Annotated in this window: 15 protein-coding genes; 10 read left to right on the top strand and 5 right to left on the bottom strand. The window is 73.2% G+C overall.

Annotated elements, in window-relative coordinates; translation table 11 throughout:
* The first annotated feature begins 100 nt into the window (after nucleotides 1-100).
* From JNW89_RS15740 to JNW89_RS15725, 4 genes are all read left to right on the top strand, one after another.
* On the top strand, nucleotides 101-706 hold the full coding sequence (locus tag JNW89_RS15740; protein WP_238449489.1) for a GAP family protein: 606 nt from the start codon (nucleotides 101-103) through the stop codon (nucleotides 704-706).
* Nucleotides 707-759: 53 nt separating this feature from the next.
* Nucleotides 760-1,542 carry an SDR family oxidoreductase gene (locus JNW89_RS15735; protein WP_238449488.1) on the top strand — a complete coding sequence of 261 codons (783 nt, stop codon included), beginning with the start codon at nucleotides 760-762 and terminating at the stop codon, nucleotides 1,540-1,542.
* Nucleotides 1,543-1,579: 37 nt separating this feature from the next.
* On the top strand, nucleotides 1,580-1,774 hold the full coding sequence (locus JNW89_RS15730; protein WP_238449487.1) for a hypothetical protein: 195 nt from the start codon (nucleotides 1,580-1,582) through the stop codon (nucleotides 1,772-1,774).
* 161 nt (nucleotides 1,775-1,935) lie between these two features.
* A complete protein-coding gene (locus JNW89_RS15725) occupies nucleotides 1,936-2,484 on the top strand; it encodes a YbaK/EbsC family protein (RefSeq protein WP_238449491.1) in 549 nt (182 codons plus the stop codon).
* A gap of 76 nt (nucleotides 2,485-2,560) precedes the next feature.
* Here the strand turns inward: JNW89_RS15725 and JNW89_RS15720 are convergent, their stop codons facing one another.
* From JNW89_RS15720 to JNW89_RS15705, 4 genes are all read right to left on the bottom strand, one after another.
* Complete coding sequence (locus JNW89_RS15720; protein ID WP_238449490.1) at nucleotides 2,561-3,193, bottom strand: DsbA family protein; 633 nt, start codon at nucleotides 3,191-3,193, stop codon at nucleotides 2,561-2,563.
* Nucleotides 3,194-3,213: 20 nt separating this feature from the next.
* Nucleotides 3,214-3,639, bottom strand: coding sequence for a SufE family protein (locus JNW89_RS15715; RefSeq protein ID WP_238449486.1), 426 nt, complete (start codon nucleotides 3,637-3,639; stop codon nucleotides 3,214-3,216).
* A gap of 122 nt (nucleotides 3,640-3,761) precedes the next feature.
* The gene (locus JNW89_RS15710) at nucleotides 3,762-4,181 is read right to left on the bottom strand and encodes a CBS domain-containing protein (RefSeq protein WP_238449485.1); all 420 of its coding nucleotides are present in this window, start codon (nucleotides 4,179-4,181) and stop codon (nucleotides 3,762-3,764) included.
* A gap of 57 nt (nucleotides 4,182-4,238) precedes the next feature.
* Entirely contained in the window at nucleotides 4,239-6,008 is a 1,770-nt protein-coding gene (locus JNW89_RS15705) for a proline--tRNA ligase (protein WP_238449484.1), read from the bottom strand.
* 155 nt (nucleotides 6,009-6,163) lie between these two features.
* Here JNW89_RS15705 and JNW89_RS15700 point away from each other — a divergent pair, with 155 nt between their 5' ends.
* The 4 genes from JNW89_RS15700 to JNW89_RS15685 all read left to right on the top strand — a co-directional run bounded on the left by JNW89_RS15700 (nucleotide 6,164) and on the right by JNW89_RS15685 (nucleotide 8,808).
* On the top strand, nucleotides 6,164-6,391 hold the full coding sequence (locus JNW89_RS15700) for a hypothetical protein (RefSeq protein ID WP_238449483.1): 228 nt from the start codon (nucleotides 6,164-6,166) through the stop codon (nucleotides 6,389-6,391).
* A 182-nt stretch (nucleotides 6,392-6,573) separates the two neighbouring features.
* A complete protein-coding gene (locus JNW89_RS15695) occupies nucleotides 6,574-7,341 on the top strand; it encodes an SGNH/GDSL hydrolase family protein (RefSeq protein ID WP_238449482.1) in 768 nt (255 codons plus the stop codon).
* Between the two features lie 2 nt (nucleotides 7,342-7,343).
* Nucleotides 7,344-7,790 carry a hypothetical protein gene (locus JNW89_RS15690; protein WP_238449481.1) on the top strand — a complete coding sequence of 149 codons (447 nt, stop codon included), beginning with the start codon at nucleotides 7,344-7,346 and terminating at the stop codon, nucleotides 7,788-7,790.
* A gap of 121 nt (nucleotides 7,791-7,911) precedes the next feature.
* A complete protein-coding gene (locus JNW89_RS15685; RefSeq protein WP_238449480.1) occupies nucleotides 7,912-8,808 on the top strand; it encodes a sulfurtransferase in 897 nt (298 codons plus the stop codon).
* A gap of 56 nt (nucleotides 8,809-8,864) precedes the next feature.
* Here the strand turns inward: JNW89_RS15685 and JNW89_RS15680 are convergent, their stop codons facing one another.
* Complete coding sequence (locus tag JNW89_RS15680; RefSeq protein WP_238449479.1) at nucleotides 8,865-9,449, bottom strand: TetR family transcriptional regulator; 585 nt, start codon at nucleotides 9,447-9,449, stop codon at nucleotides 8,865-8,867.
* A 100-nt stretch (nucleotides 9,450-9,549) separates the two neighbouring features.
* On the opposite strand from JNW89_RS15680, the gene JNW89_RS15675 reads away from it, so the two are divergent.
* Together JNW89_RS15675 and JNW89_RS15670 are read left to right on the top strand one after the other, a co-directional pair.
* Nucleotides 9,550-10,623, top strand: a complete 1,074-nt coding sequence (locus JNW89_RS15675; protein ID WP_238449478.1) for an FAD-dependent oxidoreductase — start codon at nucleotides 9,550-9,552, stop codon at nucleotides 10,621-10,623.
* Nucleotides 10,620-10,967 (top strand): hypothetical protein, encoded by a 348-nt coding sequence (locus tag JNW89_RS15670; protein WP_238449477.1) that lies wholly within the window; start codon nucleotides 10,620-10,622, stop codon nucleotides 10,965-10,967. Before JNW89_RS15675 ends, JNW89_RS15670 begins: the two co-directional genes overlap by 4 nt.
* Nucleotides 10,968-11,243: the final 276 nt, after the last annotated feature.

Below are 11,243 nucleotides of genomic sequence, written 5' to 3'. Positions count from 1 at the left end.
CGATCGTCTGATCCGCGAACACTCCGACACGGCGATACAGGTCAATCAGCCCATCCTTCGTCTCGTCCTCGCGCGCGTACCAGTCTGCCTGCGGGTCCTGGTGGCCGGCACGCAACTGGTCGCGGCGATCTTCCTCGCCTCCGGCGACCGGCCGCGCCAGGCCTCGCTGGGCTTCCTGGCCGGCGCGGCGGTCGTGGTGGTCGCCGGCACGGCGACCGCCTGGCTGGTCACCCGGCGCGTGACCGGCCTTGCCGAGGACGTCGGGGCGGGGCCCCGCGAGGGGATCAGGACCGCCGTCGGCCAGGTGGTGCTGGCGCTGCTCGTGGCGCTGGCCGTGGTGGTGTTCCTGCGCCGGCACTCGAAAGGTCAGCCGGCCTGGATGAGCCGGCTGCAGCACGCGGGTCCCGGGTCCGCGTTCCGGCTCGGCCTGCTGATCATGGTGGTGATGCCCGTCGACGACCTCACCATGGCCACCGTGGGGGCGAACGTCGTCCGGTACGACCTGCCGTGGTGGCACCTGGTGCCGTTCGTGCTGCTCACCCTGCTGCTGCTCGCCCTGCCGTTGCTGGCGCTGCTGCTGCTCGGTCGGCGGGCCGAGCGTGCGCTGCCGAGGGTCCGGGACTGGGCCGACCACAACTCCTGGATCGTCAGCGAGATCGTCGTCGGCTTCTTCATCCTGATGACCGGGGCCGACCTGGTCAGGTGACGTCACGATCGGCCCGCCAGCCTCGTCGAGCCGTCGACCGGAAGGAGTCGGGAATGAAGGTGCTGGTCACCGGTGCGGGTGGCATGCTCGGGCGGGCGGTGCTGCCCCGGCTGCGGGCGGACGGGTTCGACGTGCGGGCGATGAGCCGGCGGCCCCGGCACGACCCGGCGGCGGAGTGGGTGGTCGCCGACGTGGAGACCGGCGTCGGGCTGGCCGAGGCGGTGGACGGGGTGGACGCGGTGCTGCACCTGGCGTCGCTGCCGAACAGCCGGCGTACCCACCGGGTGGACGTGCTCGGCACCCGCGACCTGGCCGTCGCCGCCGGGGCGGCCGGCGTCGCCCACCTGGTGTACGTCTCGATCGTCGGCGTCGACCGGGTGCCCTACGCCTACTACCGGCACAAGCTGGCGGCCGAGCGGGTGGTGGCCGCCGGTCCGGTGCCCTGGACGGTGCTGCGGGCCACCCAGTTCCCGCCGTTCCTCGACGCGCTGCTGCGCGCGGCGAGTCGGCTCGGCCCGGTGATCGGCGACCCGGCGGTGCTCGCCCAGCCCGTCGACCAGCACGAGGTCGCCGGCCGGCTCAGCGAACGGCTCACCGCCGGCCCGCTGGGCGGCATCGAGGAGTACGGCGGTCCGCAGGTGCTCCGCTTCGACGAGGCGGTACGCGCCTGGCGGGCGGCCCGGGGCTCGCGCCGGCCGTTGCTGCCGGTGCGGATTCCCGGCCGGCTGGGCAGCACGCTGCGCGCGGGCGGGCTGACCACCACCGCCACCCCGACGGGCCGGCGGACCTGGGCGGATCACCTGGCTGACACGTACGGGGGAACCGGCCGGAGATGAAACCTCATCCCGTTCACGTTCGCCTTACCGTGGCGCCATGTTCACCATCATCGCCACCGTCATCCTCTACGTCTTCGGGTTCGTCTTCCTCTACGGCGTGATCCGGCTCGCCGTCCGGCACGGCATGGAGGACCTGGAGGCCCGCCGGCCGCAGGTGCTGCGGGTCGCCCAGTCGGCCTCCGCCGACGACCGCGCCTTCATGCGCGAGAACGCCTTCCTCAGCGGCAGCTGAGCCCGCCGGTCAGGCGGGCGCGATCCACTCCGTTTGCGGCGTGTCGCGGCTTCGGCAGCGTGGGACACCGCGACACGCCGCAAACGGAGTCGATCAACCCCGCTGGCCGGGCGGGTGCCGACGGGCGGATCAGTGCGGCGGGTGCGAGGATCGCAACCGTGATGGGGACGTTGAAGACCGAGCCTGCCCGCACCCGAACCGACCTGCTGGCGTCGCCGGTCGCCGCCGCGTTGGCGCAGTGGCCGGTCGAGGCTCCGGTGGACGTCGACGACGTGCTGGTCGCCCCGATCGACGCGACGCTCGCCGACACCGCCGCCTTCTGCGCGGCGTACGAGGTGGGGCTGGACGTGTCGGCGAACTGCGTCGTGGTCGCCGGCAAGCGGGAGGGGGAGATCCGCTACGCCGCCTGCGTCGTGCTCGCCACCACCCGTGCGGATGTCAACGGGGTGGTCCGGCGGGCGCTCGACGTGCGCAAGGCGAGCTTCGCCCCGATGGCCGACGCGGTCGAGCTGACCGGCATGGAGTACGGCGGGATCACCCCGATCGGCCTGCCGGAGAGCTGGCCGATCCTGGTCGACTCCCGGGTGATCGCGACCCCACACGTGATCATCGGATCCGGTGTCCGGAACAGCAAGATCGCGCTGCCCGGCCCGGCGCTCGGCGCGCTGCCCGGCGCCCGGGTGGTCGACGGGCTGGCCCGAGCGGCCTAGCTTCCGCCGCCTCGGGCCCGCTCGTCACGATCGTCGATGTGGTTGCACGTGAAACATCACGCGGATCGATGTCCGGTCAGGCGCCCGACTCGCGGCGCTCCACCTCGGACAGGGCGGCCAGCAGCGTCTCCGGCTCCTGCGCGCCGGTGACCGCGTACTTGCCGGCCAGCACGAAGGTGGGCACGCTGCTCACCCCGAGCTGCTGGGCGGCGGTCAGGTCGGCGGCCACCTCGCGACGCCCGACCGGGGATTCGAGGTGGTCGCGGACCTCGGTCTCGTCCAGGCCGACCTTGCCGGCCAGCTCGACCAACGCGTCCCGCGAGCCGAGGTCCACCCCGTCGGTGAAGTGCGCCGCGTAGAGGGCCTCGACCGTCTCCTCGGCCAGGCCGCGCTCGGTGGCGTACCGGATCAGCCGGTGCGCCTCGAAGGTGTTGGCCTGCACCGCGCGGTCGAAGCGCATGTCCAGCCCCACCCCGGCCGCGACCTGGGTGACCTGGGCGAACATCGCCTCCGCCCGCTCCCGGCCACCGAACTTCGCGGCCATCGCCTCGACCAGCGGCTTCGGCTCGGTCACCGGCGTGGGGTCGAGCTGGAAGGGGCGGTAGCGGACGGTCACGTCACCGCCGTACGACGCCAACGCCTGCTCCAGCCGGCGCTTGCCGATCCAGCACCAGGGGCAGACCACGTCGGCGTAGATCTCGATCTCCATAACGGGGGAGAACACCCAGCTCAGGCCGCTTGTTCCCGGACCTGGCGCTTGAGTCGGGCCAGGATGGCGGTGCCGCCGCGCACCCGCAGCGGGCTGATCGCCTGGGCCAGCCCCATCCGCTGGTAGAGGTCGTCCGGCACGGCCAGCACCTGCTCCGCGCTGGCCCCGTCCAGGCCCTCGGCGAGGATGCCGGCGAAGGCGCGGGTGGTCGGCGCCTCCGGCGGGCAGTCGAAGATCGTGCTCACCGTCCGGTCCGGGTTGACCTCGGCACGGAGGAAGAACGAGGTCTGGCACTCGGGCACCTGCTCCATGCCGTCCCGGTCCACGCCCGGCGGCAGGGGCGGGATGACGTCGGCGTATTCGAGCAGCATCTCCAGCACCACGTCGCGGGGTGCGGCGGCGAACTCCTCGACGATCTCGGCCAGCTTCGTCGGCATCTCGGGCATCCCGCCAGGCTACCGCCGCCCGCCCGGGCGCCTCGGCGGTCAACGGACGGGCCGGGGGTGACGAGCGTCCCGTCGACCGGTGCCGCCACGTCCGGGGGCGAGGGGCACCGGGTCGATCGGGGTCAGGCGTTCGGCGCCGCCTCGCTGATGTCGGCCAGCGCCGAGGTCGGGTCGAGCTGCATGGCCAGGTCGCCCAGGGAGACGATGCCCACCAGCTTGCGCTCGTTGTCGCAGACCAGCACCCGCCGGATGTTGCGCTCGCGCATCAGCGACGCCGCCTCCGAGGCGGTGGAGTGCTGCTCGATCATCACCACCTCGCGGGTGATGATCGAACCGATGGTGGTGGTCGCCGGGTCGCTGCGCTCGGCCACCGCCCGCACCACGATGTCGCGGTCGGTCAGCACGCCGGCGAGGGTGGCGCCGTCGGTGACCACCACGTCGCCGATGTCCGCCTCCTTCATCACCCTGGCCGCCTCGTCCAGGGTGGTCTCCGCGGACAGGTAGACCACCTGCTTCGTCATCACGTCACTGACCCGGTACATGAGAGCCTCCGAAAACACCCTTGGTCGATCCCGCAGCGGTACCCCGTGGCGCGCCCGCTACACCCGGTTGCCGAGTGCGCGGCCCACCTCGTCGACCAGCCGCTCGACCAGCCCGTCCACCGGCAGCTCCACCCGCTCGCCGCCGGCCCGGTCGCGCAGCTCGACGTACCCGTCGGCGAGTCGGCGGCCGACCACGACGGCGCGCGGGATGCCGATCAGCTCCGCGTCGGTGAACTTCACCCCGGCGGAGACGTTCACCCGGTCGTCGACCAGCACCCGCAGGCCGGCGGCGGAGAGCCGCCCGCCGAGGTCGAGGGCCGCGTCGAGCTGCGGCCCCTTGCCGGCGGCGATCAGGTGTACGTCGACCGGCGCCATCGCCGCCGGCCAGACGAGTCCCCGCTCGTCGTGGTGCTGTTCGGCGATCGCGGCCACCGCCCGGGAGACCCCGATGCCGTAGCAGCCCATGGTCGGCCGGACCGGCTTGCCGGCCGAGCCCAGCACGTCGAGCGCGAAGGCGTCGGTGTAGCGGCGGCCGAGCTGGAAGATGTGCCCGATCTCGATGCCCCGGCGCATGGTCAGCTCACCGGTGCCGCAGGCCGGGCAGGGGTCGCCGGGGCGCACCTCGGCCGCCTCGATGGTGCCGTCCGGGGTGAAGTCGCGGCCGGCGACCACGTTGGTGGCGTGCCGGCCCGGCTCGTTGGCGCCGGTCAGCCAGGCGGTGCCGGTGACCACCCGCGGGTCGACCAGGTAGCGGATGCCGAGCTTCGCCATGATCTGCGGTCCGATGTAGCCGCGGACCAGCTCCGGATGGGCGGCCCAGTCGTCGAAGACGGCCACGGTGGCCGGGGTGAGGGCCGCCTCGACCCGCTTCAGGTCCACCTCCCGGTCGCCGGGCAGGCCGATGACCAGCGGCTCGGCCGACTCGGCGCCCGGCCGGCGGACGCTCAGCACGACGTTCTTCAGGGTGTCGGCGGCGGTCCAGTCGTCCCGGTCGGCCAGCCGGCGGATGTTCGCCAACTCGACCAGCGAGGCGATGGTGGGCGTCTCCGGGGTGTCGTGCACCTCGCTGGCCCGCTGCGCGTCCGGATCGGTCGCGGCCGGTGCGGGGGTGGTCACCGCCTCGGTGTTCGCCGCGTAGTCGCACTCCGTGCAACCGACGAAGCTGTCCTCGCCGACCGGCGTCGCGGCCAGGAACTCCTCCGACGCCGAGCCGCCCATCGCCCCGGACATCGCGTGCACCACCGTGTAGTCGAGCCCCAGCCGGTCGAAGACCCGCCGGTACGCCGCCCGGTGCCGCTCGTACGACTCCTGGAGACCGGCCTCGTCGAGGTCGAACGAGTAGGCGTCCTTCATCAGGAACTCGCGCCCGCGCAGCACACCCGCGCGGGGCCGGGCCTCGTCGCGGAACTTCGTCTGGATCTGGAACAGCGTCACCGGGAAGTCCCGGTACGAGGTGAAGAGGTCCTTCACCAGCAGCGTGGCCATCTCCTCGTGCGTCGGGGCGAGCAGGTGCTCGGCGCCCTTGCGGTCGGCGAGGGTGAAGAGGAGGTCGCCGTACTCCGTCCACCGGCCGCTGGTCCGGTAGGGCTCCGCCGGCAGCAGCGCCGGGAAGTGCACCTCCTGGTCGCCGATGGCGGTCATCTCCGACCGGACGATCTCGGTGACGCGGTCCAGCACGAGCTTGCCCAGCGGCAGCCAGGTGTACCCGCCCGGCGCGGCGCGACGGATGTAACCGGCGCGCAGCAGGAGCCGGTGGCTCGGCACCTCCGCGTCCGCCGGATCCTCGCGCAGGGTCCGCAGCAACAGGGTCGACGTACGTAGCAGCATTCGCGCAGCGTACGACCGGCGCGACGGGGCCGGCGACGCCATTACGCGGGTCGGTGCCGAAACTTGTCGCGCACATCGACCCGCTGGGCGGCAACCCGGCGATCCCGGGGTGGCGTCTGGGAAGGCATCAACGACTACCCCAAGGATCGGCTCGTGTGGACCCTCTCCTGAGTGAGTTCGACTCGATGGTCTGTACCCGGACCGGCCGCGGCCTGGTCGAGCAGGTCCGCTTCCTGCCGGACGGCACCTTCGTCGCCCAGGTGAACACCGCCACCATCGGTGACGACCCCGCCTACCGCCTCGTCCGGTACGCCGCCAACGGCCGCGTCCTGGGCAGCCTGCCGGTGCCGGCCGGCACCCCGTGGGGTCGCCTGCTCGGCTGATCCCGGCACTCGAACGACGGCGGGCCACACCGACGGGGGGTGGCCCGCCGTCGTGCCGGGAGGTGGACGGCGGCAAGCCGGATCGATGACCTCCGCCACGTTCGCCGGACGGGTGGCAGCGCGGGAACCGACCCGGTGACAAACTGGTCGCCGCAGGCAACGAAGAGTGTGAGGGAGGCGGCGTGCGCTGGCGCAGCTTCGTCGCGGTGGGGGACAGCTTCACCGAGGGCATGGACGACGCGTACCCGGACGGCACCTACCGCGGGTGGGCCGACCTGGTGGCGACCCGGCTGGCCGCCGAGGCCGGGCCGGACTTCGGGTACGCCAACCTGGCGATCCGGGGCCGCCTCTTCCCCAGCGTGGTGGCCGAGCAGGTGCCCGCCGCGCTGGCGATGAAGCCGGATCTGATCAGCTTCGCGGCCGGCGGCAACGACGTGCTGCGCCGTACCTTCGACCCGAACACCCTGGTCACCCGCTTCGACGACGTCGTGCGGCAGCTCCGTTCCGGCGGCGCCGACGTGATCCTGTTCCGGTTCGCCGACGTGATGGCGCGGCTGCCCGGCCAGCGCCTCGTCGCTCCCCGGGTGGAGCTGCTCAACCGGGCGGTCGGCGAGACCGCCGAGCGGCACGGCGCGATCATGGTCGACCTGTACGCCGACGACACCTTCCTCAACCCGATGCTGTGGAGCACCGACCGGCTGCACCTGTCGGCCGCCGGGCACCGGCGGGTCGCCGCGCAGGTGCTGACCGCGCTCGGGGTGGGCTGCGACGAGGAGTGGCTGCTGGTCCCCGAGCAGCCGGCTCCCACGCCCTGGCTGGCCGCCCGCGCCGCCGACCTGCGCTGGGCCGGCCGGCACCTGGCCCCATGGATCAAGCGGCGGCTCACCGGGCGGTCCTCGGGCGACACCGTCACCGCCAAGCGCCCGCTGCTCGGGCCGGTCAGCGACTGACCGTGCGGACCATCCACGCCGCCACGCTGCTGCGGTCGACGCCGGACGACGAGCCGGTCGCCGGCCGCGCGGTGCTCGTCACCGGTAACCGGATCGAGGCGGTCGCGCCGCTGGACGAGCTGACGCAGGCGTACCCGCAGGTGCGGGTGCGGCGGTGGGCCGGCACCCTCGGGCCGGCGCTGGTGCACGACGGGCCCCTGCCGCCGGCACCGAGCCCGCGCGAGCGGGTGCACGCGCTGTTCCGGCTCGGCGTCGCCGCGGTGCTCGCCGCGCACGTCACCGAGCCGGAGCTGCGGGCCGCCGCCGCCCGCAACGACGTCGTGGTGCTCGACCGGGTACGCCCGCCGGCGCTGGTCCCGGCCGGCCGCGCCGACCTGGCCGTCTTCGCTGACGACGGCCGCTGCCTGGCCACCGTGGTCGCCGGGCGGCTGGTGCACCGCCGAGCCTGACCCCGGGCCGGGCCGCCGGGTACGCGTCGATCCTCAGTGGTCGGGTGCCGGCGGTCACATCCGCCGCACCCGATTTCCGATGGCCGGCCGCCGTGCCGGGATCCGGCGTACCTTGGAGATCATGCCTGTGCCGAGCGATCCGAATCCCCGCCTCCAGTCGTACGCCGACCCGCAGCGCCTGGTCACCACCGAGTGGCTGGCCGAGCACCTGGGCGACGAGGGCCTCGTCGTGGTGGAGTCCGACGAGGACGTGCTGCTCTACGACACCGGTCACCTCCCGGGCGCCGTCAAGGTCGACTGGCACACGGAGCTGAACGACCAGGTGACCCGGGACTACCTCGACGCGAAGAGCTTCGCCGAGCTGTGCGCCGCCAAGGGCATCGGCCGGGGCGACACGGTGGTCTTCTACGGCGACAACTTCAACTGGTGGGCCGCGTACGCGCTCTGGGTCTTCTCGCTCTTCGGCCACGCCGACGTACGGCTGCTCGACGGCGGCCGGCAGAAGTGGATCGCCGAGGGGCGGGAGCTGACCCGGGAGAAGGTGACCCGTCCCCGCGCCGAGTACCCGGTGCCGCAGCGCGACGACACGCCGATCCGGGCCTACCGGGAGCAGGTCATGGCGCACGTGGCGGCCGGCCGGCCGCTGGTGGACGTCCGTTCGCCCGGCGAGTACACCGGCGAGATGCTGCACATGCCGGACTACCCGCAGGAGGGCGCGCTGCGCGGCGGGCACATCCCGGGCGCGGTCAACAAGCCGTGGAAGTCGGCCGCCAACGAGGACGGCACCTTCAAGTCCGCCGACGAGCTGCGCGCCATCTACGCCGACCAGCTCGGGCTGAGCCCGTCGGACGACGTGGTGGCGTACTGCCGGATCGGTGAGCGGTCCAGCCACACCTGGTTCGTGCTGCGGCACCTGCTCGGCTACCCGCAGGTGCGCAACTACGACGGTTCGTGGACCGAGTGGGGCAACCTGGTCCGGGCACCCGTCGCCAAGGGCGACCAGCCGGGCGGCATCTGATTCCTCCCGCCGCACCGACGGCCGTGGTCACCGCTGGGTGACCACGGCCGTCGTCGTCACGGGGTAGGTCCGTCCGGGGCCGTCCCGGTCAGGTAGCGCTGGAGGGTGGGGCCGATCCAGGCGACCAGCTCGGCCGGCGTCGCGTCCACCATGGGCGGCAGGCCGACGATGTAGCGGGTGAAGGCCAGGCCGAGGGTCTGGCTGGCGACCAGGCCGGCGCGGCGGGCGGTGGTCGTCGGGTCGGTGCCGAACCGGGCCACGACGGCGGTGAGTTGGTCGGCGAAGATGCCGCGGATCCGCTCGGCGGCACCCGGGTTGGTGCTGGCCGCCCGGAGCAGGGCGGCGAGCGTCTCGTCGCCCTCCCAGCGGTCCAGGAAGTGCCGGACCAGCACCTCGCCGAGCTGCCCGGTCGGCACGTCGGCCAGGTCCGGCAGCCGCAGGTCGAACTCGGCCGCCGCCGCGAACAGCCCCTCTTTGTTGCCGTAGTAGCGCATCACCATCGACGGGTCGATCCGGGCGTCGGCGGCGATGGCGCGGATGGTGGCGCGCTCGTATCCGTCGGCGGCGAACCGTTCCCGGGCGGCGCGCAGGATCGCGGCGCGGGTGGCGTCCGAGCGGCGGGCGGGGGTTGCGGCGGTCATGTCCCCGACTGTATGCCAACAAGCGTTGACACGACGCTTTGACCCGGCCTAGCCTTGCCCACAAGCGTTGGCAAACACTTGTTGGCATAGGAGGTGGGCCATGTTGCCCGAGCGCACCGACGTCCTGGTGGTGGGGGCCGGTCCGACCGGCCTGACCGTCGCCGCCGCCCTCGCCCGGCGGGGGGTCGACGTCACCGTGGTCGACAGCGCCGCACAACCGCCGGTCACCTCCCGGGCCGCCGTCGTGCACGCGTACACCCTGGAGATGCTGGACCGGATCGGTGCCGCCGCGCCGCTGGTGGCCCGGGGAGCGGCGTCGCGCCGGTTCACCGTCCGCGACCGGGACCGGGTGCTGTTCGGCGTCGGCTTCGACGACCTGCCGAGCCGCTACCCGTACGCGCTGCTGGTCTCCCAGGCGGTCACCGAGGCCGTGCTGACCGACCGGCTCACCGTGCTCGGCGGCCGGGTCCACCGGCCGTACGAGGTGAGCAGCCTGGACCGCGACGACGCCGGCGCGGTGGTCGGGTTCGCCGACGGCGGCCGGGTCCGTGCCCGGTGGGTGATCGGTGCGGACGGCATGCACAGCACCGTGCGCGAGCTGGCCGGGATCGGCTTCGGCGGACCGGACGGCCGGGGCGAGTCGTTCGTCCTCGCCGACGTGCGGGTGCGCAGCGTGCTGCCGCGCGACGAGATCGCGCTCTTCCTGGCCCGGCCGGGCCCGCTGGTCTGGGCGCCGCTGCCAGACGGGGTGGTCCGGGTGGTCGCCTCGGTCGCCCAGGCGCCGCACGCGCCGGACGCCGCCTACTTCCAGGCGCTGCTCGACGAGCGCGGGCCGGCCCGGCGGCCGGACCGGGTCACCGACGTGATCTGGAGTTCCCGGTTCCGGATCCACCACCGGGTCGCCGAGACCTACCGCGCCGGCCCGGTGCTGCTGGCCGGCGACGCCGCGCACGTGCACAGCCCGGCCGGCGGGCAGGGGATGAACCTCGGCATCTGCGACGCGGTCGCCCTCGGCGACACCCTCGCCGACGTGTTCGCCCGGCGGACCCGACACCCTGCTCGACGTCGGGCAGTCGTAGACCGTCCAGCCTCCGGACGGGGGCAAGCCCGGCCGGGCCGCCGCCGCTGCCGCCGGCCGAGCCGGGCCAAGCGGTCGAGGTGGACGGGACGGTGAACCGGGCCGGGACGGTGTCGCTGGGTCAGCATCTGGTCCTGGCCGCGGAGATCCCCCGCGGCCGCCGGGTCGGGATCCGCATCGAGCCGGCCACCCTGATGTTCTTCGACCTCGACACCCGCCAGCTGCTGCGGACCCGGCCGAACCCGCTCACCCCAGCCGACATCTCCGGCTGCGTGGTGTCCGCCCGGCGGGACCGCCACCACAGCCCGCGACCGGCCCGGTCCGGGTCCAGCGGCGGGCGTCGAACACCGGCGTGGTCATGGTCGTTGGCCAGAAAGTCGCTCTCGGCCGGATCAACGCCGGAAAGAAGGTCACGATCGAGGTCACCGACACCGAACTGACCATCCACACCGACACCGGACCACACACCGTCCGACGCGTCACCGGCCAGCCCGTCCGTAGGATCAAAGCCCACCGACCCCGCAAGGTCGCCACCGAAACCTAGACCAACCGTCAAGCAACAGCTGGGACGGAAACGTCGATCATCCGGTGTGACTAAGGGACGTCTCGTAACTCAGTGAAGGCGTTGTCCGTGACCGGGTCGGTGCTCACCTGACGAGGGCGATGTTGTGGAGATGGGCGATGGCTGAAGCGGTGTCGGTCAATGTGCTGGCAGC

This window comes from Micromonospora sp. 4G55 (assembly GCF_016803375.1).
Note: the sequence above shows the minus strand (reverse complement) of the source record. Positions and strands in the feature narration are given on the sequence as shown.

Bases quoted from the DNA above. Each gene is read 5' to 3' on its own strand.
- JNW89_RS15720 (WP_238449490.1), bottom strand. From the start codon at position 3,193: ATGGAGATCGAGATCTACGCCGACGTGGTCTGCCCCTGGTGCTGGATC.
- JNW89_RS15680 (WP_238449479.1), bottom strand. From the start codon at position 9,449: ATGACCGCCGCAACCCCCGCCCGCCGCTCGGACGCCACCCGCGCCGCG.
- JNW89_RS15725 (WP_238449491.1), top strand. From the start codon at position 1,936: ATGGGGACGTTGAAGACCGAGCCTGCCCGCACCCGAACCGACCTGCTG.
- JNW89_RS15715 (WP_238449486.1), bottom strand. From the start codon at position 3,639: ATGCCCGAGATGCCGACGAAGCTGGCCGAGATCGTCGAGGAGTTCGCC.
- JNW89_RS15730 (WP_238449487.1), top strand. From the start codon at position 1,580: ATGTTCACCATCATCGCCACCGTCATCCTCTACGTCTTCGGGTTCGTC.
- JNW89_RS15735 (WP_238449488.1), top strand. From the start codon at position 760: ATGAAGGTGCTGGTCACCGGTGCGGGTGGCATGCTCGGGCGGGCGGTG.
- JNW89_RS15685 (WP_238449480.1), top strand. From the start codon at position 7,912: ATGCCTGTGCCGAGCGATCCGAATCCCCGCCTCCAGTCGTACGCCGAC.
- JNW89_RS15705 (WP_238449484.1), bottom strand. From the start codon at position 6,008: ATGCTGCTACGTACGTCGACCCTGTTGCTGCGGACCCTGCGCGAGGAT.
- JNW89_RS15710 (WP_238449485.1), bottom strand. From the start codon at position 4,181: ATGTACCGGGTCAGTGACGTGATGACGAAGCAGGTGGTCTACCTGTCC.
- JNW89_RS15675 (WP_238449478.1), top strand. From the start codon at position 9,550: ATGTTGCCCGAGCGCACCGACGTCCTGGTGGTGGGGGCCGGTCCGACC.